This window comes from Paenibacillus sp. GXUN7292, assembly GCF_050864975.1.
Lineage (GTDB): Bacteria > Bacillota > Bacilli > Paenibacillales > Paenibacillaceae > Pristimantibacillus.
This window is the reverse complement of the sequence record NZ_JBOZWO010000007.1, coordinates 151,376-177,643: the sequence shown is the minus strand read 5'-3', so window position 1 is coordinate 177,643 and position 26,268 is coordinate 151,376. Positions and strand designations below refer to the sequence as shown.

The window sequence follows — 26,268 nt, the reverse complement described above, 5'->3', positions numbered from 1 at the left end:
TAAATTATGGGATATGATGCTGGACAATATGATGTCATTGTCGTTGGTGCCGGCCACGCTGGCTGTGAATCAGCGCTGGCAGCAGCAAGAATGGGATGCAATACGTTATTGTTGACGATTAATCTGGATATGATCGCATTTATGCCTTGTAATCCGTCAATCGGCGGACCGGCTAAAGGGCATGTTGTTAGAGAAGTGGATGCGCTTGGCGGTGAAATGGGCCGCAACATTGATAAAACCTTTATTCAAATGAGGATGCTGAATACCGGGAAAGGCCCTGCGGTGCACGCGCTGCGCGCGCAAGCAGACAAGGTGCTGTATCAGCAGCAGATGAAGCATACGATTGAAACCACGCCTAATCTTACACTTCGTCAAGGCATGGTCGAAGATCTGATTGTTGAGGATGGACAATGTCTCGGGGTCGTAACAAAAACTGAAGCGAGATATTATGCTAAAGCAACGGTTATTACGACAGGCACTTATTTGCGTGGAAAAATAATTATGGGTGAGCTTGCTTACGAAAGCGGGCCAAACAACCAACAGCCTTCAATTAAGCTTGCTGAAAGCTTAAGAAAAAATGGTCTGGAGCTAGTACGTTTTAAAACCGGTACACCTATGCGTATAAGCAAGCAATCGATTGATTTTTCCAAAACAGAAATTCAACCTGGGGACGAAAATCCGAAGTTTTTCTCCTATGAGACAGAATCCTCGGATAATGAGCAGCTGCCTTGCTGGCTGACCTATACTTCAGAGCAAACGCATAAAATTATCAATGACAATTTGCACCGTGCACCTATGTATACGGGAGCAATTGAAGGGGTAGGCACAAGCTATTGCCCTTCGATCGAAGATAAAATTGTCCGCTTTGCAGATAAGTCCAAGCATCAAATCTTCTTGGAGCCGGAAGGAAAGCACACGTCAGAATATTATGTTCAAGGCTTATCCACAAGCATGCCGGAAGATATTCAATTGAAAATGTTACAATCAGTTCCAGGATTGGAAAAAGCTGAGATTTTAAGAGCGGGATATGCCATTGAGTATGATTCGATTATCCCCACACAGCTATGGCCATCGTTGGAAACAAAGGTGCTGCCAGGATTATTCACAGCTGGACAACTTAACGGAACGTCTGGTTATGAGGAAGCTGCAGCTCAAGGTATTATGGCGGGAATAAATGCAGCCAGAAAAGTACAAGGGGAAGAGCCAGTAGTTATTTCAAGATCTCAAGGTTACATTGGGGTTTTAATTGATGATCTGGTTACGAAGGGCACGAAAGACCCTTACCGTTTGCTCACATCTAGAGCTGAATATCGCTTGCTTCTGCGTCATGACAATGCAGATTTAAGATTAACTGAAATAGGCCATTCAATCGGATTAATATCAGACGAGCGTTTTGAAAAGTATTTAAATAAAAAGGCGATGGTTGAAGCAGAGGTAGAGAGGCTGCGCTCGGCCAAAATTAAAGTTGATGATGCCAATCCGGTATTAGCTACAATTAATTCAACGCCTTTGGAGCATGGTACGGATGCCTTGTCATTATTAAGACGTCCTGAAGTGACTTATGACATTATTGATCAATTGACTCCATCTTCAGAAGCCTTAACTGAGGAAATGAAGGAACAGGTTGAAATTCAAATTAAATATGCCGGTTATATTGATAAACAGCTGCTGCAAGTAGAAAGATTAAACAAGATGGAGAAAAAACGCATCCCTGCTGATATTGACTATCATGAGATTCAAGGTTTGGCTAAGGAAGCCCGCCATAAGCTTAGCCAAGTTAGACCGTTATCTATTGGACAGGCATCTCGAATTGGTGGGGTAAACCCAGCAGATATTTCTATCTTGCTAGTTTATTTGGAGCATTACAATCGTGTAACAGCGGCAAGGGGAGCGCAATGAATCAAACAATACAATGGTTTACTGCTCAATTAGAGGAGAGAGGCATGACTCTCTCTTCAGCCCAAATAGAGCAATTTGAAACTTACTATCGTCTCTTGGTACAATGGAATGAGGTTATGAATCTTACTGGAATTACTGAGTATGATGCTGTTTATGAAAAGCATTTTTACGATTCCATTACAGTTGCCTTTTTTGCACCAATGGATAATATAACGAGCATCGCTGATATTGGCTCGGGTGCGGGATTTCCAAGCATTCCTCTTAAAATCTGTTTCCCTCACTTAAAAGTATTAATTGTAGATTCGTTAAACAAACGAATTCAATTTTTAAATACGGTAGTGAATGAGCTTCATTTGTCCGATGTTACTTGTCTTCATGGAAGAGCAGAGGATGTAGCTAGAATGGAACAATATCGTGATCAATTTGATCTTGTTACAGCTAGAGCAGTGGCAAGACTAAATGTGCTTAACGAATTTTGTTTGCCTTTTGTAAAAAAAGGCGGCAGCTTTATAGCGATGAAAGGGTCTCAATTAATAGAAGAGATTGCTGAAGCGGGCAAAAGCTTAAAGGAGCTGCAGGGAAGCATTCAATCGCAGCATAAGCTGCTGCTGCCCAAGGAACAATCAGAAAGACATCTTGTATGTATTAAGAAAAATGCAGCAACTCCAAAAAAGTATCCTCGAAAAGCAGGCACGCCTTTAAAGCAGCCGTTAATGTAAAGGGAGGCAGTAAATGTTTCACGTGAAACATTTACTGCTGCATTTTGGAAAGTAAAAACTTTCATCTTATAGCTACTCTTATATTTCGACGGAAATAACTAAAAAGTTAACTAGATAGATTTCCACGACCGTAAATATTAAAATGTTTTTGCTAGAAACAGAAAGTTATATGAAACAGAAAGTTATATGCAGCATGCATATTATTATACATTTCCTACTAACATGGAATCTTCCTTAATAAGAGGATAATTTCGTGCTGATTATCATTGAAAAATCGGTTATATCTAATTGTATTTCGTTGTCAAGCAGGAGTTCAAAATGATAAAGTAGAATTTGTTACATATAAAGATTCTTTTATCACATGATCGGGTGGTAATCATAAATATGAAAGAGCAACTATCTCGTTTGTTTGGACTTTCCGACCAGAAAAGTGGACAAGAGGAAGTTCGACAAATACCTATTGATGAAATTGATACTAGTCCTTTTCAGCCTCGTACTATATTTGACGATGAACGAATAGAAGAGCTTTGCCAAACTATTCGTACGCATGGTGTTATTCAGCCCATCGTAGTCCGGGTTCGTAATAATCGATATGAGATTATTGCCGGAGAACGCAGATGGCGTGCTGTCAGCAAGTTGGGATATGCTACAATTCCAGCCATTATTAGAGAATTTAATGATTCTCAAACAGCATCGATCGCTCTAATTGAAAATTTGCAACGGGAAAATTTAACAGCAATTGAAGAAGCGATTGCTTACCAAAAGCTTATTGAACTGCATCAATTAACACAAGAAAGCTTGGCGCAGCGTCTAGGTAAAAGCCAGTCAACAATTGCCAACAAACTGCGTTTGTTAATGCTGCCAGAACAAGTTAAAATGGTATTGATGGAGCGTAAAATCACGGAACGGCATGCGAGAGCGTTGTTGTCGTTGGAAGAGGAAGAGCTTCAGCTTAAAGTATTAGAGGAAATTATAACGAAGGACCTTAATGTAAAGCAAACTGAGGTTAGAATAGCTTTTTTGAAGGAATCTACTAACAATAAAAAGGCAAAGCGTATCTCTTTCACTAAAGATGTTCGTTTGGCGCTTAATACTATTCGCCAATCCATTGATATGGTTGCTGGTTCTGGTCTGCCTATTAAAACGAATGAGAAGGACTATGAAGACCATTATGAAATTGTTATTCAAATTCCAAAACGCTAACTTTACCTTAAGCAGATATTGTTCAAGATAAAAGGATAACGAAAATTATGGGCCGCTCCTTAGGGGGCGGCGAAGCCATTTATACTAAAGTTCCAAACATGAGGTGAGTTAGAAGTGTCAAAGATAATTGCAATTTCCAACCAGAAGGGCGGTGTCGGTAAGACTACGACTTCTGTGAACTTAGCGGCCTGCCTTGCAACATTGGGGAAAAAAGTTCTGCTTGTCGATATTGATCCGCAAGGAAATACAACGAGCGGCTTAGGAGTTAATAAGGCAGACGTTCATAATTGTATTTATGATGTTCTTATTAATGAAGTCCATCCTAGCGATGCTATTGTTCAAACGGATGTTCCAGGTCTTTCTATTATTCCTGCAACAATTCAGCTTGCAGGTGCAGAAATTGAACTTGTTCATACTATTTCCAGGGAACAAAGATTAAAGAAATCATTACATTTGGTGAAACAAGATTATGATTATATTCTAATAGATTGCCCTCCTTCCCTTGGCATATTAACGATTAACTCTTTAACTGCTGCTGATTCGGTATTAATTCCAATTCAATGTGAATATTATGCGCTTGAAGGATTAAGCCAATTGTTAAATACAATCAGGCTTGTTCAAAAGCATTTGAATACAACGTTGCAAATCGAAGGTGTTCTATTAACTATGCTTGATGCGAGAACTAATCTTGGCATACAAGTAATAGAAGAAGTTAAAAAGTATTTTCAACAAAAGGTTTATCAGACGATTATTCCTAGAAATGTACGTTTAAGCGAAGCACCATCTCATGGTCAAGCTATTATCACATATGATCCAAGGTCAAAAGGTGCGGAAGTCTATCTTGAACTTGCGAAGGAAGTGATTATGTATGAACAAGCGGCTAGGTAGAGGGTTAGATGCATTAATTCCATCACTTTCTGTTAATGAAGAAGATAAAGTTATAGAAATATCATTATCTAAACTAAGGCCTAACCCATATCAACCACGTAAAACATTTGATGAAGAGTCGATTAAAGAATTGGCAGAATCGATTAAACAGCATGGTGTGATTCAGCCTATAATTGTACGTACAGTCGTAAAAGGCTATGAAATAATTGCTGGTGAAAGAAGATTCAGAGCTTCGCAATACTGCGGTAATGAAACAATACCTGCTGTAGTTCGCTCGTTTTCTGATCAGCAGGTAATGGAAATTGCTTTAATCGAAAATTTGCAAAGAGAAGACTTGAATGCGATTGAAGTAGCGATTGCTTATCAAGCACTGCTTGATAAGTTCAACTTGACGCAAGAGGAGCTTTCTTTAAAAGTAGGAAAATCGAGATCGCATATTGCTAATTTTGTCAGGCTGCTTAGTTTACCAGAAGAAATTAAACAAAATGTTTCACGTGGAACATTATCAATGGGACATGCCCGCGCGTTAGCAGGTATTAAAAATGAGAAAACGCAGTTAGAGATAGCGGATCAAGCGATTACGCAAGAGTGGAGTGTAAGGGAGCTTGAGGATGCGATTCAAAAGCTGGATAGCAAGCCTGTCGATACAAAAGAAGTAGCTGTAAAAACGAAAAGCAGAGACCCGTATATTGAGCATGTAGAAGAAGCATTGCGTGATCGTTTTAAAACAACTGTGAAAATTAAGCAGCAAAAAGATAAAGGTAAAATTGAATTACAATATTACAGCAAGCAAGACTTGGAGCGCTTATTGGAATTGCTTCAGCAGATGGCTTAGCAAGTAGACAATTGTTCAAGGCATATCTAAGTTGTAATCTTCATTCTGAAGGATTAAACTAAGATAGGCCTTGTTTTTTTTGGAGTGAAGGATCGATAATCACGACTGTCCCGAGTACAACTCATAAAAATCGGACTGCAACAGTGGTCGGAATTCCAATCTTGATCGCAGTGGCACCCCTTTGATAGATGTTGTTTAATAGACATATTAGGATAGATGGAGGCTGAATAACAGTGCAGACTGAAAGTGCGTTTATTTATTTGGATAATGCAGCGACCTCATGGCCTAAACCGCCTGAGGTAATTGAAGCAGTTACCCAAACTATGATGTACGACGGAGCCAATCCGGGAAGAGGCAGTCATGCGATGGCCGTTCGAGCGAGCAGAGTGCTGTTTGATACAAGAAAGCAGCTTGCTAAATTGTTTCATATTAAAAACCCTAATGATATTGCATTTACAAGTAATACGACGATGGCATTAAATATGGCCATAAAAGGGTTCTTAAAGCCAGGCGATCATGTTATTGCAACTTCGATTGAACATAATTCTGTTAGAAGACCTTTATATGAGCTGCAGCGAAAATTAGGTATTGAGGTTACGTATATACCATCCGATGTAGAAGGTAATATTAATATAGCTTTGCTGAAGGCAGCGATTCAAAAAAACACAGTTCTTTTGATTGTTAACCATAGTTCTAATCTGCTAGGAACGATTTTGCCGCTTGAACAATTAGCCGATATAGCGAAAAAAAACCAAATAAAGCTGTTAGTTGATGCTGCGCAAAGTGCTGGGTTGCTGTCTATTGATGTGCAAGCGCTGGGAATAGATATGATGGCTTTTCCAGGCCATAAAGGGTTGATGGGTCCTCAAGGAACCGGGGGACTGTATATAGCACCGGATATTGAATTGGAGCCTTTATTGCATGGCGGAACTGGCAGCCAATCAGAAACACCGCATCAGCCGACAGTCAGACCAGACCGATATGAGGCAGGCACGCAAAACACAAGTGGACTGGCTGGGTTAAAAGCCGGCGTAGAGTATATTCACAAACGATCTGTTGAAGCGATTGGGGGGCATGAGTGGAGCCTGTCGCAAAGGATAATAGAGGGACTAATGCGCAATAATGATGTAAGAGTATTAGGCCCGGCCCTTGGAAAGCCTAGAACAGGAATTGTATCTTTTACAGTTAATCATATAGAACCGTCAGAAATGTCATTTATATTGGATCAGCATTATCAAATTGCAGTCCGATCAGGCTTTCATTGTACGCCTTTAGCGCATGAAATAGCTAAGACAGATGCTACTGGCGCGATAAGAGCAAGTGTCGGCGCATTTTCAACTGAGAAGGAAGCTGATCATTTTATAGCTGCAGTTAATGAAATAACAAAACAGTATTCCAAGGCTTAGAGAAGAGGAAAAGAAATGATGGAATGGGTTGAGGAACCGATAGCAGCTATAGCTTTGGCTGTGGCGCTTGTAATGGCTCTAATTTTGTTTCTAATGTTAATTTGGGTAATAAGGCTGAGCGGCAGGCTAAAGAGGCTTACAAGGCAATACAGGGCGTTTATGGAAGGGTCGAGTGTCGACGATCTGGAACAGGTAATCATAAATATGAAAAATAATATTTTTCAAAATGAAGAACAAATCAAAATTCAAGGTCAGCAGCTTCAGCAGGTTCAAGCTAAACTGCCAACAATGAGCAGCAAAGTGGGGATTAATCGTTATAATGCGTTTGGCGACAGAGGGAATGATTTAAGCTTTTCTATTGCCATTGTTAATGAGACAGAGGATGGCATGGTGCTGACAGGCATTCATAGCCGTGAAACGACTTATGTATATGCGAAGCCTCTGGAAAAAGGCACATCAAACTATCCACTTACTCCTGAAGAGCTAAAAGCGATCAGGGAAGCCAAGTGAAAGCTTGATGAATGCCATCATGATCATTACTTGGGCATGCAAAGTGTGTAACGGTTGCTATAGCCGCTAAAGAGCTGATTTTAAGCAGTTTAATTTTTTAATGGTTGTTTTAGCGGTTATTTCGGCTTTTTGGCATGTTTTTAGCATAATTTTATTGAATAGCGGCAATAGCAACCGTTAGATTTTAAAACACCTTATTTTTTTAAAAATAGGCTCTATGGCAACCGTTATAAGATCCTGTATTCCTATGATATTACCTGTTATTATATTCCGACGGTAAACGCACTTCCTGCGTTCAAGCAAAGGAAGGAGGAAGCCGTTTATCCTTGGGTAGCGGCTGTATGTGCGGAAGCATCGCGATACGAGCGCGCATGAATGGATTGATAAAGACTTCTGCTAATCACTTCTGACATTTTGACAACCAGATGCAGCCGAGTATTTTGCAAAACAAAATACTCCATAAAGCCGCCTACGTTAACAATGCCAGTAATGTGAATATCACCAACCGGGGGAAGCTCTTTATTAACGCCTGCTCCGGGCCTTACAGGGCCCGAGCCTACTTGAATGCATCCAACACTCGCTACCTGTCCCAGGCAAGCGTCAATGCCTACCACAAAGGGGTTATGAAAGACTGTTTGTATATGTTCAATCGTTTCGGCCAGATTCATGGCATGGACAGGCTCTTCTAACGTTCCGAACAGGTGGAACGCAGTGCTGTTATATTTCGCTAGTGCAGATCCGATTAAAGGGCCTAATGAATCTCCTGTGGATCGATCAGTGCCAATACAAACAATTACTAATGGTTGTGCGGCGGAAGCTTGCTGAAAATGCTCAGAAAGACGTTTCGTTAATAGACGCACAATATCAGGTGACGTGTAAGGCAGCTTGAATGAACTGTCATTTAAAAAAGGTAGATTCATAGAATCCCTCCACTATTGAAAAGATAGTATCAGTATATGGAAAAATAAGAATGTTTATACCTGACGGGGGAAGTAAATAAAATTTGGTAAAACAGGAGGTAAGAGATGCTTATCGCATTCGACTCCACCCAGCAGGCGCTGCGTGCAGAAATGCTGCTGGAATATGCAGATATCGAAATTGATATTTGTCCGACACCTAAGCAAATTACTGCTGGCTGTGCCTTGTCGATTGAGTTTCCAGATGACCAACTAACTGCAGTACAAACGATACTAATAGAAGAAAACGTAGAGATTAGAGGTATATTTCAACGCGCAGACGATAACTACGAGCTTATTACTAATTAAAGCAATTTGATGGAGGGGAACGATATGGAGAAAAAGCAATTTGAGCTGGGCGATATTGTTCAAATGAAAAAATATCATCCTTGCGGCTCGAATGAAATGGAAATTATCCGTATGGGCATGGACATAAGAATAAAATGTGTAGGCTGTCAGCATAGTATTCTTTTGCCTCGATCAAAGTTTGAAAAGAACATGAAGAAAGTGCTGCGGACAAAAGAGGAGCAGTAAATAGAAAGTGCTTGCATCCTCATAATGGGTATGGTAATATATTTTCTGTTGCACCATCTCACGGAGAAGTACCCAAGAGGTCCAAGGGGGCTGACTCGAAATCAGTTAGGCGTGTCAAAGCGTGCGTGGGTTCGAATCCCACCTTCTCCGCCACTTTTAAACTAAAATAAGCAAGGGCGTTCATTGTAGTATTTAACTACTCTGAACGCCCTTTTTGACGGTGTTTATGATGGTTTAGTATCTATTGAGGAGTTACTTTCGTCAATCGGAATCATTCAGCCCATGCTTCATTATTTCCAATGCGCAAGTTCATCAATTTTTTTCTTCTTACCGAGTAAGGAGTACAAATTGATCTCCGCATCCCATTAGAGCAGATAAACTGCTTTAATGTCTTGCACCAATCGATTCAACGGAACCACACCTCTCTTGCACCGTCGATAATTATAATGCTCTGTTTTATCGATTTGTATACAAACTGTATGCAAAAAAATTATTTCAAATATTTCCATTTTCGATTATGGTTCGTATTCTTAGGAAATGGCTCGCCTTTTGCAAGCTGTACCATTTGAGGATCTTTCACACCGTCATGATTGCCATTTTCGCCATCCTCGATATAAACGCCGGCTTTTGGAGCTTTGTTGCCCTCTGTAAACATTGAAACTTCACCCATTACGCTCATTCCTTCCTTATGATCTGTTGGGCATACACGGACCCAATTATAGTTTAACTGCATGATGGCTTTGAAATTCCAAGCAATTGTTAGCAAGAACAGTCCGATCAATAATTGCTTGAAACTAACGATTTTATTTGTTAATATAGAGTGATGCGGGCAAATGCCCGTTCCTTGCTCCAGCAATGGGGCCGTTTAGTCCAAAAGGAGGTGAAAAATATGCGCAAATATGAAGTGATGTACATCATTCATCCGGAAGTTGAACAAGAAAACGTTCAAGCTCTTGTTGAGAAATTTAATGGCATCATCTCCAATGGCGGAGAGGTCACTAAAACTGACGTTATCGGAAAACGCCGTCTTGCGTATGAGATCAACAAGCTTCGTGATGGTTATTTCGTTCTAGTTAACTTCACTGCAACATCTGAAGTTGTTAACGAACTTGATCGTAACATGAAGATTTCGGATAGCGTTATCCGTTCGTTGATCGTTAGAGACGTAGCTTAATTGCAGTCTGCTGACAACGCAAGAAGATTTATTGGAGGGAGGTCTGTACAATGTTGAACCGTGTCATACTGATTGGAAGATTGACGAGAGACCCTGAATTACGCTATACGCCTGCAGGAGTTGCGGTAACGCAATTTACGCTTGCAGTAGACCGTCCATTTACATCCGGACAAGGCGGCGAACGTGAGGCGGATTTTATTCCTGTTGTTACGTGGCGCCAATTGGCGGAAACTTGCGCAAATTATTTGCGTAAAGGTCGTTTGACAGCTGTAGAAGGTCGTATTCAAGTAAGAAATTACGAGAATAATGAGGGCAAGCGTGTCTATGTAACAGAAGTTATTGCTGACAACGTAAGGTTCCTGGAGTCTAACCGCGAAGGCGGTGCACCGCGTGAGGAAGGAAATAGCGGCAATTACGGAAGCAATGCTGGAGGCGGCGGATCATATGGTGGAAACACCAATAATTCGAACTCGAACTACGGCGGCGGAAGTCGAGGCAGTAACCAATCACGGGGCGACAATAATGATCCTTTTAAGGATGATGGACGCCCGATCGATATATCTGAAGATGATTTACCATTTTAAACAAGAAAGGATGGGTTAAGATGAGCTTCAAACAAAGAGAAGGCGGCGAAGAACGCGCAGATCGCAAATTCGGCGGCCGTAAAGGCGGACGCAACAAGCGTCGTAAAGTATGTTTCTTTACAGTTAACAAAATTACTCACATTGACTATAAAGATACAGATTTGCTTAAAAAGTTTATCAGCGAGCGCGGCAAAATTTTGCCACGTCGTGTAACTGGAACAAGCGCGAAATACCAACGCTTGCTTACAATTGCAATTAAACGTTCACGTCAAATTGCTTTGCTTCCATACACAACTGAGTAGTATATACTCATGAAAGCCTGATCTGGAGTTCATTCTCCGGACAGGCTTTTTTTGATTTTATTGCATAAAGAGGAAATGTAAATATTGGAATATGGTAAATGTTGAAACAATTATGCAAGTTATTCGTCTGAATAAGTAGATCATTGAAAGGGCTTGGAGGTGAAGCGAGTTGCTCATTAAATTCAGCAGTGCCGCATTAATAAGGACCGCAGCCAGCATATCGATTAGCGTTGGCGTAATATATATGCTGGCTATTATGCATTTAACGGATTCATTAACTGGAGTCAGCTCCATTTTAGTTATGCTGGAAGGGCAAAATTTGGTGGCGAAGTGGGCGGCCTATGCTTTATTCGGAGGAATGGCTGTATTAATAGGCTCATTATTTATGAATAGTAAGAAATCAGTGCTGTTTAAACGTTTTATGCTAGGTGTTGCATTAATTGCCGGCTTGCTTCTGATTGTAGCTCAGCTTCCGCCGTTGTTTTGGTGGATCCTTGTAAACAGCTCTACATTTTCCTGGTCAGGCGGTTTATTTTTTATATTGCATTTAATTATTATGCTCGTTTCATTATGGCAATCTTTAGTTACCATTTATGCATTGGAACGGTCAATTGCAAAATAGTAATAACAAAAGATGCTTTGTCAGCGCCTCAAGCGGTTGCCGTCAAAGCATCTTTTTGTTGAACGATTAACCGATCATAATATTATCTTCCGGATAACCAATCTTACTTGTTGTTTTCTTTTGTGAAAGCGCAAAGGCAAGGGTTAGCGGACCGAGACGTCCTATAAACATCGTTATAGCTACAATAAATTTGCCCAAAGGGGACAAGTCATTGGTAAGCCCCATGGAAAGTCCGGTTGTGCTGAAGGCTGAAGTTGTTTCAAACAGCACCTCCAGGAAATGATCCTCCAGCATATCCTCTGTAATAGTGAGGACGAGCGAAATAAATAATACAAATGCTAAAGAGCTGATTACAACAGCAAGCGCGCGCAGAACGGTATCTTGAGATATTTTGCGTCCAAAGGCATGAATCTGCCCGCCGCCGCGAAACGTATTTAACGTAGCCAGCAAGATAACGACAATTGTATTTGTTTTAACTCCGCCGCCTGTTCCTCCTGAAGAAGCTCCGATAAACATTAAAATAATAAGGACAAACTGCGAAGTCGTCAGCATGCTTCCGATATCAATCGTATTAAAGCCCGCACTACGCGGTGTCAGCCCTTGGAAGAAGGAAGCCAGCAAGCGTTCCCCGACATTCAAATCGCCAAAGGTAGCCTTATTCCAGCTCTCAAGCATAAATATAATGAGAAAGCCGCCTATGGATAAGATAGCAGATGTAATTAAGACAACCTTAGTGTGCAAGGAAAGCTTTCTCCACGATCTTTTTCGGAAAATATCTACGATAACGATGTATCCAATCCCGCCAAGCACAAATAAGGTAACTATCGTAATGTTGATAACAGGATCACTTACAAAGCTGGATAAGCTGTCCGACCATAGTGAAAAGCCTGCATTATTGAAGGAAGATACGGTATGAAACAGCCCATAGTAAAAGGCTTTGCCTAAGCCCAGCTCGCCGCTCCAACGAAGGGTAAGAATAATCGTTCCGATAACTTCCAAAGTGAGCGAAATGAGAATCATATAAAGCGACAGCCTTACTAAACCTTTAGAGGAAGAGGACTGCGTTGTCTGTTGAATAATAAGGCGCTGTTTAAGGCTGATTTTTTTGCCAAGCAGGATGGCAACCATGACGCTGAAGGTCATAAATCCAAGCCCGCCGATTTGTATGAGAATCATAATAACAATTTGTCCGAACATGGAAAAGGCGGTTCCCGTATCTACAACGACGAGCCCATTCACGCATATCGCAGATACGGCTGTAAACAGCGCATTTAAAAGGCCTACGGATTGTCCATTGCCAGAAGCAAAGGGTGATGCGAGCAAAATGGTGCCAATCGCAATCAGTATGGCAAAGACAGAGATAATAAGCCTTGGCGGGCTTAATGGAACACGTTTTTTATCTTTTTTCTTATGATGATGATGCAAAATATGCAGTGTGTTATTTTGCTCGCTCATAGGCATTCTCCAAATCACGAATTTCTTCATTGCTGCCGATTATAAGCAGAATATCGCCAGTATGAATTTGATCATCCGCTCTAGGGGAAATGTTAATTTTTTGTCCAGTTTTAATCGCCATAATCGTACAGCCAAAATTAGCCCGAATATCGAGCTCTTTAAGCGATTTGCCATTCATCGCAGGCGGGGCTAAAATTTCTGCCAAATTGTAGTCAGCTGACAATTCGATATAATCGATTAAATTTTCCGAGCTTAACTGATTAGCAATCCGGGCACCCATATCGCGCTCCGGATAAACAACTTGGTCAGCGCCGATTCTTTTCAGTACTTTGCCGTGCATTTCATTTTTGGCCTTCGCTGTTACTTTAGGCACCTTAAGCTCTTTCAGCAGCAGCGTCGTCATGATGCTGGCCTGGATGTCATCGCCTATAGCGACGATCGCATGTGAGAAGTTGCTGACGCCGAGCTCCAGCAGCACCGATTCATCGCTGCAATCAGCCTGCAGCGCATGAGTGGCGATAGGAGCTATTTCCTGCACATAATGCTCATCTTTATCAACCGCGAGCACTTCATGCCCATTGGCGATCAAGGTGCGCGTTACGCTGGATCCGAACCGGCCTAATCCAATTACAATAAACTGTTTTTTCAATATGTCACTTCCTATCAGACGTTAATCCGGACTAGTTGAACTTTCATTGCTGCCTAACATGATAGGAGACGAACTTATATTTGTCAAAGGTTGAAAACACGAACAAAACCGATAAAATTCAATCTCCAAGGTGCTCAGTTCATTATTCTGCCATTACAGGCACAAATTTAATATATTCTCGAGGTAAATGAAGAGAGGCTGGATTTTGATTTGATGAAAACATAAACGGATTGCCTTCCGATGCTCGTACCTGCTCATATTGAGTATGATTGACCCATGTCAGCAGCAATGCAAGCATTGCGAAAATAAGGAGACAGACAGCGGATTTCAATCGCAGCATATTATTCACACTCCCGTTTTATTCAGTAAAAAAACCGAATGTAATACACAAAGTAATCCCCAATTGGCGGTGTTTCCATTCCTAAACGATGACAAAATAATTTTGACAATTAAGGAAAGACGCGATATACTAAATTGAATTTTGGGAAAAATGAATACTGGGATTTAATTGGAGGAGCCTGTCACTAACAGGCTCTTTTTGTGTTTAAAAGGAGTATTAGGAGGGAAAAGGGGTTGTCTGCGTATCATTTTATAATTATTCTGCCATTTATTGGCGCGTTTTTATTGCCATTTATTTATCGAAGCCTGCCTCGTGTTCATGCGGGTTGGTGTGTGCTTCCAATTCCTGTTGTGCTATTTGTATATCTGCTAGGCTCTATAGCTGATTTGAATGAAGCAGGCAGCAGGAACGCTAATTGGTCCTGGATGCCGTCTTATGGCATTGATTTTAATGTATATATAGACGGGCTGGGTTTATTATTTGCTTTGTTGATTACAGGAATTGGAAGTCTGGTTGTCTTTTATTCCATTTTTTATATGGACAAAAGAAGGGAGAAGCTAGCCTCCTTCTACGTTTACTTATTGCTTTTCATGGGAGCTATGCTAGGTTTAGTGCTTTCGGACAATATGATGGTGCTGTACGGCTTCTGGGAGCTTACCAGCTTGTCCTCCTTCTTGTTAATTGCTTTTTGGCACGAGCGCGGCAAATCAAGGTATGGGGCGCTTAAATCGCTTGTTATAACTGTTGCAGGCGGCCTTGCGATGTTTGCCGGCTTCCTGCTGATTTACGTTATGACAGGAACGTTCAGTATAAGAGAGGTAGTCAGTCAGCTTCCTGCAATAAAAAGCGAAGGACTGTTTATTGCTGCTATGCTGCTTGTCCTTCTTGGCGCATTCACGAAGTCAGCCCAGTATCCATTCCATATCTGGCTGCCGGATGCCATGGAAGCGCCGACGCCAGTGAGCGCGTATTTGCATTCAGCCACGATGGTTAAAGCAGGGCTTTATTTGGTAGCCCGTTTTTCACCTGTTTTTTCAGGGCATATGCTTTGGTTTTGGCTTGTTTCAGGCATTGGCCTTGCGACATTAATTTATGGCTCATACAGAGCTATGAAGCAAATCGATCTAAAAGCGATTCTAGCCTACTCTACAATAAGTCAATTGGGTCTTATTATGTGCTTGCTGGGACTCGGCTCCGCGGCTGAGCTGGCAACCTCTGACATAGCTATCGCCACATTAATGAATGCTACGCTTGCTGCTGTATTTCATTTAATAAACCATGCGGTTTTTAAAGGCTCACTGTTCATGACAGCAGGCATCATTGACCATAGCACGGGCACTCGCGATATACGCAGGCTTGGCGGCTTAATGGCGATCATGCCGATCACTTTTACGATAGCTTTGATCGGCACCTTTTCGATGGCAGGGCTTCCGCCATTTAGCGGCTTTTTAAGTAAAGAAATGTTCTTTACAGCAGTTGTTAAAATTACCACACTGGAAGTGAAGCATTGGGAAGAGCTGCTTTATATTTTTCCTGTTGTCGCATGGATCGCCAGCGTATTTACATTCTTTTATAGCATTCGCTTGCTGCTGAGAGCATTTGGAGGCAAAGGAAATATCGAAAAGCTTGAACGAAAGCCTCATGAAGCGTCGTTAGGTCTACTTATACCGCCTGTAATATTGGCATCGTTAGCCGTTCTGTTTGGCTTGTTTCCGAATGTGCTGTCCTATACGATACTTGAGCCTGTGCTGCATGCCGTACATCCGGCATTAATCCCTGCAAATAAGCAGATACAAGTAGCTATTTCATTCTGGCATGGCCCTACTGTTGAAGTATTTATGACGATAGGCGTAATAGGATTAGGCTTAACCCTATATTTGCTGTCTCCGAGACTGGCTCTATTCGTTAAGCCGCTTGGCAGCCGCTGGTCGCTAAATAGTCTGTATGACCGGGGAGTTGCAGGCGCGCATCGATTGGCTGGCTTGGCAACAAGGCGATATATGACTGGTTCGATCCAGCACTATATGCTGTATATTTTGATTACGATGCTCTTGCTCATAGGAGTGACATTTGCACTCGTCAGCGCATTCCATATCGACACGACCGGATATGCGGATGCGACGGTGTTTGAGATCGTAATTATTGCAGCGCTTATAGCTGCTGCACTGGCTGTCCCCTTTGCCCGTACTCGATTAACGGCTATATTGCTGACAGGGCTTACAGGATATTTGGTTGTGCTGTTTTTCGTTATTTTTCGAGCGCCGGATTTGGCTCTCACTCAAATTATTGTGGAGACGGTGTCGGTTGCGCTTTTCCTGCTATGTTTTTATCACCTGCCTAAGCTGAAGCGGGAAAAGTTCAGACCTCGCTTTAAACTATTGCGATTGTTGGTAGCCTTGGCGGTTGGAGTGACGGTTACAATCATTGCTCTAAGCGCCAGCAGCACAAAGCTGTTCGACTCTATTTCCCAGTATTATGTTCAAAATAGCGTGAAGCTTGCAGGCGGCAGCAACATTGTTAATGTCATTTTGGTAGATTTTCGCGGCTTCGATACGATGCTTGAGATTGTGGTACTTGCGATTGCATCTTTTGGCATCTACTCGCTTATTAAAATGGGGGAGCAGGAAAAAACGTCCGACAATGCCGGCATGCCGGCAGAAGCTTCCAGCCCGACTTATTATCTCGGCAGCAATGATGTCATGCTGCAAACGATCGGAAAGCTGGCTGTCGTGATTATGCTTTGCTTCTCGCTGTATTTGCTTTATTCGGGACATAACCAGCCGGGAGGGGGCTTTATAGGCGCCTTGGTAGCATCCTCTGCGTTCATTTTGCTGGCGATGGCCTTTGGCATGAAAAGCTTTGAGCGCTTCGTTCCAGTTGATTTCCGAAAAATAACAGCCTTTGGCTTAATGATTGCATTTTTGACCGGTGCGGGCTCCTTTTTATTTAAAGTGCCGTTTCTGACACATAGCTTTGGTCATATCGAGCTGCCGCTTATCGGCTCGCTGGAGCTGGCAACCGCTATGATATTTGATCTAGGCGTTTACTTAACGGTGCTAGGCGTTACGATGACGATTATATTTACGATTGGGAGGGATCGAACATGATGGAGTTATATATGTCTGTCGCTATAGGCGTCTTGTTTACAGTAGGCGTGTATCTGCTATTGTCCAAAAGCTTACTGCGCATTATTCTCGGCATGTCGCTCTTAACCCATGGCGTCCATTTGCTTCTTCTGACGATGTCCAGCTTGAAGACCGGCGCGCCGCCGATCGCGGGCGAACAAGCGCAGCGTTTTGTCGATCCTTTGCCGCAGGCGCTTATATTAACATCGATAGTTATTAGCTTTGGCGTAACTGCGCTGTTTATCGTAATCGCTTATCGCGCTTATAAGAAGCTTCAGACGGATAATATGGATGAGCTGAGAGGTGAGCAGGATGAATAATATACTTGTTTTACCGCTTCTGCTGCCTTTATGTACGGCTGCTGTTCTATTATTTTTTGCCAAGCATGTTGCCGCACAGCGTGCAATTAGTTTGCTTGGCAGTGTATTGCAAATGATAGCGTCCATTTATATCGTTGCACAGGTCAAGGAGCATGGCGTTCTTACGCTTCATATGGGCGGCTGGCTTCCGCCTTACGGCATAGTGTTTGCAGCTGATATGACAGCGGCATTGTTAACGGCTGCCGCAGCAATAGTGGGGGGACTGTGCCTGCTGTACGCCATGGGAACGATAGGGGAACAAAGAGAGCGCCATTACTTTTATCCGCTTGTCCAGTTTTTACTGGCAGGCGTAAGCGGCTCATTTTTGACCGGAGACTTATTCAATCTGTTTGTATGCTTTGAAGTGCTTTTAATTGCGTCCTATTCTTTGCTCGTGCTGGGCGGGGAAAAAAAGCAGTTGAGAGAAACATTGAAGTATATGATTATTAATATATTTTCCTCAACGCTCTTTGTCGCTGCAATGGCCTATTTGTATGGAGTAGTGGGGACACTGAATATGGCCGATTTGTCGCAGCGAATCGCTGAGTCGCCATCCGGCATCCTGGAAGTGATTGCTGTACTGCTTATGCTCGTTTTCGCTCTTAAAGCCGGATTGTTTTTATTTTTTTGGCTGCCAGGCTCGTATGCTGCACCGCCTGCCGCCATAGCAGCTTTATTCGGAGCGCTGCTGACGAAGGTCGGTATTTACGCTTTAATAAGAACGTTCACGCTGTTATTTCCTTTGGAGGGCAGCTATATACAGCTTTGGCTGGGCATAATGGCAGGGCTGACGATGACGCTTGGCGCAATCGGAGCGATTGCCTATTCGGATATTCAGCGCATACTAAACTATAATGTCATCATTAGCGTAGGGTTTATCATCTTTGGCCTGACCGTGGCTGTTCGCGCCTCCTTGGAGGGGGCCATCGTTTATTTGCTGCATGATATGGCAGCCAAGGCGCTTCTTTATATGCTTGGTGGACTCATTATATATGCTTCAGGAACGAATAAAATTACGGAGATGGGCGGTTTGCTGCGCAAATATCCGCTTCTCGGATGGATGTTTTTCCTTACTGCCCTCGCTATCGCAGGCTTGCCGCCGTTAAGCGGCTTTCCGGGCAAAGTATTGCTCATTAGAAGCGGGCTGCAGCAGGAGTATTATATACTTGCGGCGCTTTCCCTGCTGTCCAGCTTTATTGTGCTGTATTCCTTAATCAGAATCTTTATGCATGCCTTTTGGGGGGATGAAAGCAAGGAAGGTCATAAGCCGGCGCTTATTCCGCGCAGCGCCTTAGGCTCGGCCTTAGGCTTGCTAGCTATCGTTATCGGTATGGGGATAGGAGCAGAATGGTTGTACAGCTTCATTGAACAGGCAGGAGCGCTGCTTGTCAGCCCAGCACAATACATTGAGGCCGTTTTAAAGTAGAGGAGGGGCAATATGGCACTATTACGTAAAATCTGGCCAGCATTCAAGCTGCTGGCATTGTTTAATAAAGAGCTGTTTTTATCCAGCTATGCTGTGCTGCGCCATGTCGTCTCTCCACAAATGCGCATGCAGCCAGGCATCGTGGCGCTGGAAACGCAATTAACGTCCAAATGGGAGGTCACGCTATTATCCAGCTTAATTTGTTTAACGCCGGGGACGCTGACACTTGATATTGCTCCTGACGGGAAAACATTATATATCCACGCGATGGATATTGAAGATGCCCAGCAGCTTATCGATCAAATGAAAAATACGTTTGAGCGGGCGATTATGGAGGTGAGCCGGGCATGATAAAGCCGTTATTGATGATCGCCTTGGCATTGCTGGCGCTTGCGATTACAGGCAGCATGTACAGATTGCTGAAGGGGCCGTCGATCCCGGATCGAATTGCTGCGCTGGATATGATCGGTGTGCTTATTTTGTCCATGGTCGCCATTATTGGCTTGCTGCTCGGGACGAGGGCTTATTATGATCTTATTTTGGTAATTGGAATCGTAACATTTGTCGGTACCACCGCATTTGCCAGATATATTGAAAGAGGAGGCGTGTTTGATGTGGGAGACGATAAAGACAGCTAGTGAAATTGTGCTTTCCTTATTCATTGTTGCGGGAGCTTTCATCAGCTTGCTTAGTGCAATTGGCGTCATACGCTTTGCCGATGTATACTTGCGTTCGCATGCGGCGACAAAAAGCGCCACATTAGGCGTACTCATTATTGTAACCAGTGTGTTTTTGGCGGAATGGATCATAAACGGACATTTTAGCATGAAGCTGATTTTAGGAATCATATTTGTGTTTCTAACCTCGCCTGTAGCGGGCCATCTTAATGGCCGTGCGGCATATCGGTCGGGAGTTCCGCTCTGGGGCAAGAGTGTAAGGGATGATTGGAAGGGAAGCAAAGAGGGACAGAAAAAAATATAATTGGAAGAAGAGCCTGCTGTGTGATAAGATCGCGCAGACAGGCTCGTGTTCATTGATAACCGCGCTGTCCAAAGGACGGCAAAGCCGTTTTTCCTTTGACAAGGCTTAGAAGCGTCGAACCTGCTCATCAACAAAGTCGCTAATAACGGGAATGCGAATCGTTCTGCCTTGCAAAGCAAGCAGCATAAGGGCAATCCACAAAATAAATGTCAGCGGTCCAACGATGATGCCTAGAAGCCAGCCAATAATTGGTATAAACGAAAGAATTAAATTAATGGCTGCCAGTCCGCCAAACACAACCGTTGACTGCATGGCATGGAATTTTACAAAATAGCTCTTCTTTTCTACAATAAGAAATATAATGCCTGTAATGAAGCCTACCAGATAGCATAGCAAGCCTGCTACTTTAGGGTCTAATCCCGTTGAAGACGGATCAGGAGTTACATGTACTGGCTGCATGGAGCGTCATCCTTTCTTGGACATATTCTTGCAATGATTGTATTCCATGCCAGCTGCCGTTATACCTTTTTTATAAGCCAAAAAATTTGTAAAATTTTGCAGAGTGTTGCAAGAACAATTATAATGAGGAAAATTTATATTCGTGATGCAAAAATATGTCGATCTGTAGTGAGCAACAGTTGGAACGAAGATATGCGGGCGGAGAGCGATTTATTACAATTTTTTAATGAGAAGTATTAAAATTGTAAACGGTTTGTAACTTGTTGCCCTGTTTGTTCGTTTAGAATAATGTCGATAATATTTGCTGCTTGATGTAAGATATTGCAGATTCTTGATTGGAGAGGAAACGACGATGAATAGGAAGAGATGGATCTATGCAGGCAGCGCTCTTGCTGTTGCATTGATTGCGGTGCTTTATTTGAATAGAGGAGCTCTGGCTATGCTCGGTTTTGACTGGTTTGTGGAAGGCCATGTTAAGGAGCAATTAGAGAAGACATACCAGCCACTAGAAGGCAGAGAAAATAATTACCCTACCAATGTTGTGAATAAAAAAGCAGACCCAATCGCGTTTCTTCTAATGGGAATTGACCAGAGAGGAAAGGAAACGGGCCGCTCAGACACTTTGCTATATGCAGTAGTTCGTCCATCAGACGGCAACATACTGCTTGTTTCTATTCCTAGAGATATGTATGTTGAGATCGTCGGACGCGACCGGAAGGATAAAATTAACCATGCGTTTGCTTTTGGCGGCGCAGGCATGTCTATGGATACAGTAGAAAAGCTGCTGGATTCTCCAGTGCATTATTATGCTTCAATTAATTTTGAAGGGTTTAAGCAGGTTATCGACGAGTTGGGCGGCATTGCGCTGCCAATCGAGAAAGATATCGAAAACAAAGACCCTAATCATGATTATTTCTTTATTAAAGGCGGCCAAAGTCTTTATAACGGTACAGATGCATTGAATTTCGTCCGATACCGCGAGGATGCCGGCGGGGATATGAGCCGTACGGAGCGCAATCAGCAATTATTAAGTGCAATGATGGATAAAGCAACCAATATGAATCAGTGGATGAAAATTCCCCAGCTTATTAATATACTTGGCAACAACTTTCAAACCGATATGAGACCGGATAACCTTGTCGACTTGGCTCAAGTCATGCTACAGTCTAAACAGAGGAATATTTATAATCACACACTAGCCGGCGAAGGACACCGTCTGGAAAGCGGCGGAGCCTGGTATTATTTTGCTGACGAGAAGGATTTGAGCAAGGTTCAGGCCATGATCAAAAATTGGCTGGATCCATCCGTGAAGGATGCAAATTTGATTTTGCCTGAAAAATATTTGAAGGATAAGGAATCGCAGGTTCAGTCAATTACTAGTGCTGCTGATAGATCGGAGTGAAACAGTTCATGAATATAGCGTTTTTCTTGCTGCCTAAGCAAGAGGTGATTAGTGTGGCACATGATGCTACACTGAGGCAGACGCTTGAACGAATGGAATATCATCGCTACTCGGCTGTCCCTATTATTAATGATGAAGGCGGATATGTAGGTACTGTTACGGAAGGCGATCTGTTATGGTTTATGAAAAATCGTCCGGACCTCACCTTTGAGGCAACCAATAAAGTAAAGCTAAGTGATGTTCCGTTAAGGATGAATAACAAGACCGTGCAGATTGATGCTAATATGGAGGATTTGATTTCTCTGGCCAAGCAGCAGAACTTCGTTCCCGTTATTGATGACCGCAATCATTTTATTGGTATTGTACGCAGAAGTGAAATTATTGATTACTGCCAGAAACGTCAGGAATACTGGAAATAGCCAGTATTTCTGGCGTTTTTCTTTTTTGTTGCTCTTATAGCTTGTCACCGTGCGGTACCGCATAAAATCGTCCAGGTGTAACCTGGTTGGTCAGACGTTCCGTTATAATGCTGAAGGTAGCAGTTTTAAGGCGGTAAAGTGACAGACGTTCCGTTATTGGCTAATAATTGGCTGAAATCGCCCCAATTATAGCTGCATAACGGAATGAGTGTCAGCGAAAATTGAAAAAAGGTGATTTTAGGGCAAATAGCGGATCGTATGACCACTACAGTTACCTATATAAAGCTATCTCTTCTGCATCAATTGCAATGTGACTCTCAACCTCTAACAACCAGCATTTTTGTATATAAAAACGCAGCGCCGCCAAAGCTGCACCATTCTTGGCTCACTTGGGTGGAATTAATATCTAATATAATGCGTTCAAAATGATTTATGTTATAATGGAGGAATAGTGATTTGATAAGCGGTATGCTCTGGAAAGCTTATAGAATGTAAGCTAATCTATCCTGGAAATAATAGAAAGTATAAGTTTTTAACTTATCCTGTTTCTATATTCATCGGTAAACACGCCTGTCCTATGGACGACTAAGCCGTTAATCCTTGCATACTTTGATTTGAGGAAATTTTTTACACTTTCTTCATGAGCCAAACAAAAAATGAATATGTAAATTCTAAGAGGTGAATCGTTTGAAAACTGGCTTGAAACCAGTGCTTTGGAGTGCAGCCGCTCTAATTACACTATTGCTGCTTGTTGTGCCTGTACTAAACTTCCCCGCACTATGGTTCATTATGGTGCCTTTTGTAGTCCTCTACACGACATTGCCCAGGAAATCATTTGTATTATGTCTAATACCGATTGCGGTAATAGCAAGTATAATTATAAATCCGGCTATTATGATGATAGGGCTGTTTTTCGTTGTGCCTTCAATCGTCATGGGGCATTTATATCAGAAGGGCGCATCGGCAGGCAAAGTTATTCGCACAGTGTCGATCGTATTTTTGGCGCAAATTATGCTGGAGCTGTTATTGTTCAAGCTTCTGCTTGATTATTCTTTGATTAAAGAAATAGGCGACTATATACGCACGTTATTCCAGCAGCTGGCAGACAGCAACTTGCTTATGCCGAATTGGAACAGCGATATGACAGAACTGATGATTCGCACGGTGCTGAACGCAATTCCATTATCGTTTATTATGCTTTCATTTCTTTATACGGTATTTACTCATTACATTTCCAGACGCATTCTTAACAAGCAAGGAATGGAAATTGCTGCATTTCCACAAGCTAAGGATTGGCGATTGCCGCGTATCCTGGTGTTCTATTACTTGATTGCTTATGTAGGGGATATGATGATTTCACCTACGGACCAGTCATTTATAGCGATTGCTTTGTTGAATCTAGTACCTCTGCTTTCCTATGTATTCGCCATTCAGGCCATCGGATTATTTTTCTTTATCGCTGATCAGCGCGGCTGGCACAAGTCAGTACCTTTATTGCTGGCCATACCTGTGCTGCTATTTCCGCCGCTTAGCCTGATTGGAGTGCTGGATACCGCATTTCCAATCCGCAAGTCATTTACGAAATCATAGCACGGGAGCGAGTGAGAAATGCCAAAGTTTTTGGTAGCAAAATGGAATGGAACGCATCAGCTGTGGCTATTTGCTGCCATGCTTGTCATGGCTGCCGCGCTAGCCTGGTTTAATTGGCTGCTTGGCGCTGCTGCGCTGCTGCTTGCTATTGCTACAGCCATATATTACATCATGGTTGAGAAACAAAACCGCAAGGAACTGAAAAATTATATTGCCACGCTATCTTATCGATTGCATAAGGCCGGGATTGCGATTAGCAATGAGCTCCCGTTTGGCATTATTTTATATAATGAAGATCGCAAAATCGAATGGCATAATGGATATATAGCGGGTATGCAGGAGCGGGAATCGCTGATAGGCATGCCTCTTACAGAGCTTTTTCCGACCTTGCAGCACGGCAAGGACCGGGATGGCATCGTAGAAGCGGCAGTCGGCACGCAAATGTTCAGCCTGCATTTCAAGCCCAAAGAACGCATATTGTTTGTAAACAACATAACGGATTTATGGCAAATCAGCCGCAGGTACGAGGATGAAAAGCTGTCTCTCGGTATTGTGATGATCGATAATTTGGATGAGGTTACAACGGGGCTCGATGACCATCAGCGCAGCTCACTCCTGTCAAAAGTAACGACAGCCATTACCGAATGGGCGCAAAAGTATGAGATATATCTTAAACGGCTTAATTCTGACCGTTTTTTACTTATAACAGATTTGCAAAAGCTGCGGCAGCTTGAGCAGTCGCGCTTTGTTATTTTGGATGAAGTACGGGAGATGACTTCTGATCAAAAAATTCCAGTTACACTGAGCGTAGGCTTTGCGGCACTCGCTGAGGATGCTGTAGAGCTTGGACAATGGGCACATATGAGCCTTGATATTGCACTTGGACGCGGGGGCGATCAGGCGGCGGTCAAGATTGGCAGCAGACAGTCATTCTATGGCGGCAAGTCGAATGCTGTTGAGAAGCGGACCAGGGTGCGCGCCCGCGTCGTGGCGCATGCGCTGCGGGATTTGATGAAAGAAAGCCATAACATTGTTATTATGGGACATAAAATGCCGGATATGGATGCGGTGGGAGCTGCCATAGGTGTGCTTAAAGCTGCACAGCTATTCGGCAAAGAGGCTTACATTGTGCTGGAGGGCATAAACCCAGCTATTCAAAAAATGATGGAGCTGCTGCGGGAGGATGAAAAGCTGTCTCGGCGATTTGTATCGCCAGAGCAGGCTGCCAATTTAATCGCGCCGCAATCGCTCGTTGTTGTGGTCGATACCCATAAAGCATCTATGGTGAAGGAGCCAAAGCTGCTGCAGCAGACCGATCGTATTGTCGTAGTTGATCATCATCGCAGAGGCGAGGAGTTTATTGCCAATCCGATTCTTGTATATATGGAGCCGTATGCTTCATCCACCTGTGAGCTTGTCACGGAGCTGCTGCAATATATTCATGATCGTGTTACCCTTGATGTACGGGAATCTACAGCGCTTCTAGCAGGAATAACCGTCGATACAAAAAGCTTCTCGCTCCGCACGGGCGCCAGAACCTTTGAAGCTGCTTCATTTCTGCGCCGTCATGGGGCAGATTCTGCGATGATTCAACGCATGCTGAAGGAAGATTTGCAGGAGTACATCATTAAGGCAGAAATAATTAAGCATGCTGAAGTTTACTATGATCATATCGCTATTGCTATCGCAGAGAGCGGCCGTCAATATTCGCAGCTGCTGATTGCGCAATCGGCAGATACACTGCTTAATATGACTGGCATAAGAGCTTCGTTTGTGATCGGCGAGCGTCCAGACGGCTTAATTGGCATAAGTGCCCGTTCTCTTGGTCAAATGAATGTTCAGGTTGTCATGGAGCGTATAGGCGGCGGGGGCCATCTAACCAATGCTGCTGCTCAGCTGGAAACAACAGTTGAGGAAGCTGCTGATCAATTGAAGGCTATATTAGCGCAAATTGAAAAGGAAGAGGGGTTATTTGAATGAAAGTAATTTTTCTTAAAGATGTTAAAGGTCAAGGCAAACGCGGTGACGTAAAGGATCTGTCCGAAGGCTATGTACGCAATTTTTTATTGCCGAAGGGCCTCGTTAAAATTGCATCGGAAGGCAATATTAAGACGTTAGAGGTACAAAATGCATCTGCAGAAAAGCGTAAAGCAGAGGAAAAACGCGAAGCGGAAGCGCTTGGCAAAAAGCTGGAGGAAATGACCATCGTAGTAAAAGCGAAGTCAGGCGAAGGCGGGCGTTTGTTCGGAGCGGTTACCTCTAAACAAATAGCGGAAGCTCTCGCTGCCAGCAGCATTAAAATTGATAAGCGTAAAATTGAGCTGGATGAGCCTATTCGCACCTTAGGTGTAACTCAGGTTTCAATTAAGCTTCACCCGGAAGTGAAAGCGAAGCTTAATGTTCAAATTGCTGAAGAATAAGGATAAATAGC

General features: G+C 42.9%; 30 protein-coding genes and 1 tRNA gene. 25 read left to right on the top strand and 6 right to left on the bottom strand.

The genetic code is table 11. The features are described from left to right. Positions 1-6: 6 nt before the first annotated feature. The 7 genes from mnmG to ACRRU2_RS09145 all read left to right on the top strand — a co-directional run bounded on the left by mnmG (position 7) and on the right by ACRRU2_RS09145 (position 7,460). Complete coding sequence (mnmG, locus tag ACRRU2_RS09175) at positions 7-1,899, top strand: tRNA uridine-5-carboxymethylaminomethyl(34) synthesis enzyme MnmG (protein WP_331697569.1); 1,893 nt, start codon at positions 7-9, stop codon at positions 1,897-1,899. After that, on the top strand, positions 1,896-2,618 hold the full coding sequence (gene rsmG, locus ACRRU2_RS09170; RefSeq protein ID WP_432500925.1) for a 16S rRNA (guanine(527)-N(7))-methyltransferase RsmG: 723 nt from the start codon (positions 1,896-1,898) through the stop codon (positions 2,616-2,618). Before mnmG ends, rsmG begins: the two co-directional genes overlap by 4 nt. A 384-nt stretch (positions 2,619-3,002) precedes the next feature. After that, positions 3,003-3,821, top strand: coding sequence for a nucleoid occlusion protein (gene noc, locus ACRRU2_RS09165; protein WP_331697567.1), 819 nt, complete (start codon positions 3,003-3,005; stop codon positions 3,819-3,821). 114 nt (positions 3,822-3,935) lie between these two features. Continuing rightward, a complete protein-coding gene (locus ACRRU2_RS09160) occupies positions 3,936-4,709 on the top strand; it encodes a ParA family protein (RefSeq protein WP_331697566.1) in 774 nt (257 codons plus the stop codon). Continuing rightward, a complete protein-coding gene (locus ACRRU2_RS09155) occupies positions 4,690-5,544 on the top strand; it encodes a ParB/RepB/Spo0J family partition protein (RefSeq protein ID WP_331697565.1) in 855 nt (284 codons plus the stop codon). The genes ACRRU2_RS09160 and ACRRU2_RS09155 overlap by 20 nt, the downstream gene beginning before the upstream one ends. A gap of 233 nt (positions 5,545-5,777) precedes the next feature. Next, positions 5,778-6,950, top strand: a complete 1,173-nt coding sequence (locus ACRRU2_RS09150) for an aminotransferase class V-fold PLP-dependent enzyme (RefSeq protein ID WP_432500922.1) — start codon at positions 5,778-5,780, stop codon at positions 6,948-6,950. Positions 6,951-6,965: 15 nt separating this feature from the next. Continuing rightward, entirely contained in the window at positions 6,966-7,460 is a 495-nt protein-coding gene (locus tag ACRRU2_RS09145) for a DUF4446 family protein (protein WP_331697564.1), read from the top strand. 320 nt (positions 7,461-7,780) lie between these two features. Here the strand turns inward: ACRRU2_RS09145 and yyaC are convergent, their stop codons facing one another. Beyond that, positions 7,781-8,380, bottom strand: a complete 600-nt coding sequence (gene yyaC / locus ACRRU2_RS09140) for a spore protease YyaC (RefSeq protein ID WP_331697563.1) — start codon at positions 8,378-8,380, stop codon at positions 7,781-7,783. 105 nt (positions 8,381-8,485) lie between these two features. Here yyaC and ACRRU2_RS09135 point away from each other — a divergent pair, with 105 nt between their 5' ends. The 3 genes from ACRRU2_RS09135 to ACRRU2_RS09125 all read left to right on the top strand — a co-directional run bounded on the left by ACRRU2_RS09135 (position 8,486) and on the right by ACRRU2_RS09125 (position 9,103). After that, positions 8,486-8,725 (top strand): DUF3343 domain-containing protein, encoded by a 240-nt coding sequence (locus ACRRU2_RS09135; RefSeq protein WP_331697562.1) that lies wholly within the window; start codon positions 8,486-8,488, stop codon positions 8,723-8,725. 24 nt (positions 8,726-8,749) lie between these two features. Continuing rightward, positions 8,750-8,950 (top strand): DUF951 domain-containing protein, encoded by a 201-nt coding sequence (locus ACRRU2_RS09130; protein ID WP_331697561.1) that lies wholly within the window; start codon positions 8,750-8,752, stop codon positions 8,948-8,950. Positions 8,951-9,012: 62 nt separating this feature from the next. Next, a tRNA-Ser gene (locus ACRRU2_RS09125) sits at positions 9,013-9,103 on the top strand. 337 nt (positions 9,104-9,440) lie between these two features. Here the strand turns inward: ACRRU2_RS09125 and ACRRU2_RS09120 are convergent. Next, the gene (locus tag ACRRU2_RS09120; protein WP_331697593.1) at positions 9,441-9,620 is read right to left on the bottom strand and encodes a YjzC family protein; all 180 of its coding nucleotides are present in this window, start codon (positions 9,618-9,620) and stop codon (positions 9,441-9,443) included. A 219-nt stretch (positions 9,621-9,839) separates the two neighbouring features. Here ACRRU2_RS09120 and rpsF point away from each other — a divergent pair, with 219 nt between their 5' ends. The 4 genes from rpsF (at position 9,840) to ACRRU2_RS09100 (ending at position 11,632) form a co-directional block, all read left to right on the top strand. Beyond that, positions 9,840-10,124, top strand: coding sequence for a 30S ribosomal protein S6 (gene rpsF, locus ACRRU2_RS09115; protein ID WP_331697592.1), 285 nt, complete (start codon positions 9,840-9,842; stop codon positions 10,122-10,124). A 50-nt stretch (positions 10,125-10,174) separates the two neighbouring features. Then, entirely contained in the window at positions 10,175-10,708 is a 534-nt protein-coding gene (gene ssb / locus ACRRU2_RS09110; RefSeq protein ID WP_331697560.1) for a single-stranded DNA-binding protein, read from the top strand. A gap of 20 nt (positions 10,709-10,728) precedes the next feature. Then, on the top strand, positions 10,729-11,010 hold the full coding sequence (rpsR, locus tag ACRRU2_RS09105; protein ID WP_331697559.1) for a 30S ribosomal protein S18: 282 nt from the start codon (positions 10,729-10,731) through the stop codon (positions 11,008-11,010). A 169-nt stretch (positions 11,011-11,179) separates the two neighbouring features. After that, positions 11,180-11,632: a hypothetical protein gene (locus ACRRU2_RS09100; protein ID WP_331697558.1), complete on the top strand. Its 453-nt coding sequence runs from the start codon at positions 11,180-11,182 to the stop codon at positions 11,630-11,632. Between the two features lie 66 nt (positions 11,633-11,698). Here ACRRU2_RS09100 and ACRRU2_RS09095 read toward each other — a convergent pair whose 3' ends face one another. The 3 genes from ACRRU2_RS09095 to ACRRU2_RS09085 form a co-directional block, all read right to left on the bottom strand. Then, positions 11,699-13,087, bottom strand: coding sequence for a TrkH family potassium uptake protein (locus tag ACRRU2_RS09095; protein WP_331697557.1), 1,389 nt, complete (start codon positions 13,085-13,087; stop codon positions 11,699-11,701). After that, positions 13,071-13,736, bottom strand: a complete 666-nt coding sequence (locus ACRRU2_RS09090; RefSeq protein ID WP_331697556.1) for a potassium channel family protein — start codon at positions 13,734-13,736, stop codon at positions 13,071-13,073. Before ACRRU2_RS09090 ends, ACRRU2_RS09095 begins: the two co-directional genes overlap by 17 nt. 142 nt (positions 13,737-13,878) lie before the next feature. Then, positions 13,879-14,076, bottom strand: a complete 198-nt coding sequence (locus ACRRU2_RS09085) for a hypothetical protein (RefSeq protein ID WP_331697555.1) — start codon at positions 14,074-14,076, stop codon at positions 13,879-13,881. Positions 14,077-14,309: 233 nt separating this feature from the next. On the opposite strand from ACRRU2_RS09085, the gene ACRRU2_RS09080 reads away from it, so the two are divergent. Genes ACRRU2_RS09080 through mnhG form a run of 6 tightly spaced genes read left to right on the top strand, consistent with a single transcriptional unit; the run spans position 14,310 to position 19,967 of the window. Further along, complete coding sequence (locus ACRRU2_RS09080) at positions 14,310-17,183, top strand: Na+/H+ antiporter subunit A (protein ID WP_432500916.1); 2,874 nt, start codon at positions 14,310-14,312, stop codon at positions 17,181-17,183. Then, the gene (locus tag ACRRU2_RS09075) at positions 17,183-17,521 is read left to right on the top strand and encodes a Na(+)/H(+) antiporter subunit C (protein ID WP_432500948.1); all 339 of its coding nucleotides are present in this window, start codon (positions 17,183-17,185) and stop codon (positions 17,519-17,521) included. Before ACRRU2_RS09080 ends, ACRRU2_RS09075 begins: the two co-directional genes overlap by 1 nt. After that, positions 17,514-18,986, top strand: coding sequence for a Na+/H+ antiporter subunit D (locus ACRRU2_RS09070; RefSeq protein ID WP_432500914.1), 1,473 nt, complete (start codon positions 17,514-17,516; stop codon positions 18,984-18,986). The genes ACRRU2_RS09075 and ACRRU2_RS09070 overlap by 8 nt, the downstream gene beginning before the upstream one ends. Before the next feature lie 12 nt (positions 18,987-18,998). After that, on the top strand, positions 18,999-19,337 hold the full coding sequence (locus tag ACRRU2_RS09065) for a Na+/H+ antiporter subunit E (RefSeq protein ID WP_331697552.1): 339 nt from the start codon (positions 18,999-19,001) through the stop codon (positions 19,335-19,337). Continuing rightward, positions 19,334-19,624 (top strand): Na(+)/H(+) antiporter subunit F1, encoded by a 291-nt coding sequence (locus tag ACRRU2_RS09060; protein ID WP_432500912.1) that lies wholly within the window; start codon positions 19,334-19,336, stop codon positions 19,622-19,624. The genes ACRRU2_RS09065 and ACRRU2_RS09060 overlap by 4 nt, the downstream gene beginning before the upstream one ends. Continuing rightward, on the top strand, positions 19,599-19,967 hold the full coding sequence (gene mnhG / locus ACRRU2_RS09055) for a monovalent cation/H(+) antiporter subunit G (RefSeq protein ID WP_331697550.1): 369 nt from the start codon (positions 19,599-19,601) through the stop codon (positions 19,965-19,967). The genes ACRRU2_RS09060 and mnhG overlap by 26 nt, the downstream gene beginning before the upstream one ends. A 105-nt stretch (positions 19,968-20,072) precedes the next feature. Here mnhG and ACRRU2_RS09050 read toward each other — a convergent pair whose 3' ends face one another. Then, on the bottom strand, positions 20,073-20,426 hold the full coding sequence (locus ACRRU2_RS09050; protein ID WP_331697549.1) for a DUF4870 domain-containing protein: 354 nt from the start codon (positions 20,424-20,426) through the stop codon (positions 20,073-20,075). Between the two features lie 352 nt (positions 20,427-20,778). Between ACRRU2_RS09050 and ACRRU2_RS09045 the strand changes: the two genes are divergently transcribed. The 5 genes from ACRRU2_RS09045 to rplI all read left to right on the top strand — a co-directional run bounded on the left by ACRRU2_RS09045 (position 20,779) and on the right by rplI (position 26,257). Then, positions 20,779-21,828, top strand: a complete 1,050-nt coding sequence (locus ACRRU2_RS09045; RefSeq protein ID WP_331697548.1) for an LCP family protein — start codon at positions 20,779-20,781, stop codon at positions 21,826-21,828. Positions 21,829-21,836: 8 nt separating this feature from the next. Further along, positions 21,837-22,247, top strand: a complete 411-nt coding sequence (locus tag ACRRU2_RS09040) for a CBS domain-containing protein (RefSeq protein WP_331697547.1) — start codon at positions 21,837-21,839, stop codon at positions 22,245-22,247. A 687-nt stretch (positions 22,248-22,934) separates the two neighbouring features. After that, positions 22,935-23,837, top strand: coding sequence for a DUF2232 domain-containing protein (locus tag ACRRU2_RS09035; RefSeq protein ID WP_432500909.1), 903 nt, complete (start codon positions 22,935-22,937; stop codon positions 23,835-23,837). Positions 23,838-23,855: 18 nt separating this feature from the next. After that, entirely contained in the window at positions 23,856-25,817 is a 1,962-nt protein-coding gene (locus ACRRU2_RS09030) for a DHH family phosphoesterase (protein ID WP_432500907.1), read from the top strand. Further along, positions 25,814-26,257 carry a 50S ribosomal protein L9 gene (gene rplI / locus ACRRU2_RS09025; RefSeq protein ID WP_432500905.1) on the top strand — a complete coding sequence of 148 codons (444 nt, stop codon included), beginning with the start codon at positions 25,814-25,816 and terminating at the stop codon, positions 26,255-26,257. Before ACRRU2_RS09030 ends, rplI begins: the two co-directional genes overlap by 4 nt. The last annotated feature ends 11 nt before the right edge of the window (positions 26,258-26,268 follow it).

Coding starts and splice junctions, on each gene's coding strand:
- ACRRU2_RS09095 (WP_331697557.1), bottom strand. CDS start 13,087: ATGAGCGAGCAAAATAACACACTGCATATTTTGCATCATCATCATAAG.
- mnmG (WP_331697569.1), top strand. CDS start 7: ATGGGATATGATGCTGGACAATATGATGTCATTGTCGTTGGTGCCGGC.
- rplI (WP_432500905.1), top strand. CDS start 25,814: ATGAAAGTAATTTTTCTTAAAGATGTTAAAGGTCAAGGCAAACGCGGT.
- ssb (WP_331697560.1), top strand. CDS start 10,175: ATGTTGAACCGTGTCATACTGATTGGAAGATTGACGAGAGACCCTGAA.
- ACRRU2_RS09070 (WP_432500914.1), top strand. CDS start 17,514: ATGAATAATATACTTGTTTTACCGCTTCTGCTGCCTTTATGTACGGCT.
- ACRRU2_RS09075 (WP_432500948.1), top strand. CDS start 17,183: ATGGAGTTATATATGTCTGTCGCTATAGGCGTCTTGTTTACAGTAGGC.
- ACRRU2_RS09045 (WP_331697548.1), top strand. CDS start 20,779: ATGAATAGGAAGAGATGGATCTATGCAGGCAGCGCTCTTGCTGTTGCA.
- ACRRU2_RS09155 (WP_331697565.1), top strand. CDS start 4,690: ATGAACAAGCGGCTAGGTAGAGGGTTAGATGCATTAATTCCATCACTT.
- ACRRU2_RS09085 (WP_331697555.1), bottom strand. CDS start 14,076: ATGCTGCGATTGAAATCCGCTGTCTGTCTCCTTATTTTCGCAATGCTT.
- rpsR (WP_331697559.1), top strand. CDS start 10,729: ATGAGCTTCAAACAAAGAGAAGGCGGCGAAGAACGCGCAGATCGCAAA.
- mnhG (WP_331697550.1), top strand. CDS start 19,599: ATGTGGGAGACGATAAAGACAGCTAGTGAAATTGTGCTTTCCTTATTC.
- rsmG (WP_432500925.1), top strand. CDS start 1,896: ATGAATCAAACAATACAATGGTTTACTGCTCAATTAGAGGAGAGAGGC.
- ACRRU2_RS09030 (WP_432500907.1), top strand. CDS start 23,856: ATGCCAAAGTTTTTGGTAGCAAAATGGAATGGAACGCATCAGCTGTGG.
- ACRRU2_RS09065 (WP_331697552.1), top strand. CDS start 18,999: ATGGCACTATTACGTAAAATCTGGCCAGCATTCAAGCTGCTGGCATTG.
- ACRRU2_RS09145 (WP_331697564.1), top strand. CDS start 6,966: ATGATGGAATGGGTTGAGGAACCGATAGCAGCTATAGCTTTGGCTGTG.
- ACRRU2_RS09060 (WP_432500912.1), top strand. CDS start 19,334: ATGATAAAGCCGTTATTGATGATCGCCTTGGCATTGCTGGCGCTTGCG.
- ACRRU2_RS09120 (WP_331697593.1), bottom strand. CDS start 9,620: ATGGGTGAAGTTTCAATGTTTACAGAGGGCAACAAAGCTCCAAAAGCC.
- noc (WP_331697567.1), top strand. CDS start 3,003: ATGAAAGAGCAACTATCTCGTTTGTTTGGACTTTCCGACCAGAAAAGT.
- ACRRU2_RS09135 (WP_331697562.1), top strand. CDS start 8,486: ATGCTTATCGCATTCGACTCCACCCAGCAGGCGCTGCGTGCAGAAATG.
- ACRRU2_RS09130 (WP_331697561.1), top strand. CDS start 8,750: ATGGAGAAAAAGCAATTTGAGCTGGGCGATATTGTTCAAATGAAAAAA.
- yyaC (WP_331697563.1), bottom strand. CDS start 8,380: ATGAATCTACCTTTTTTAAATGACAGTTCATTCAAGCTGCCTTACACG.
- ACRRU2_RS09050 (WP_331697549.1), bottom strand. CDS start 20,426: ATGCAGCCAGTACATGTAACTCCTGATCCGTCTTCAACGGGATTAGAC.
- ACRRU2_RS09040 (WP_331697547.1), top strand. CDS start 21,837: ATGAATATAGCGTTTTTCTTGCTGCCTAAGCAAGAGGTGATTAGTGTG.
- rpsF (WP_331697592.1), top strand. CDS start 9,840: ATGCGCAAATATGAAGTGATGTACATCATTCATCCGGAAGTTGAACAA.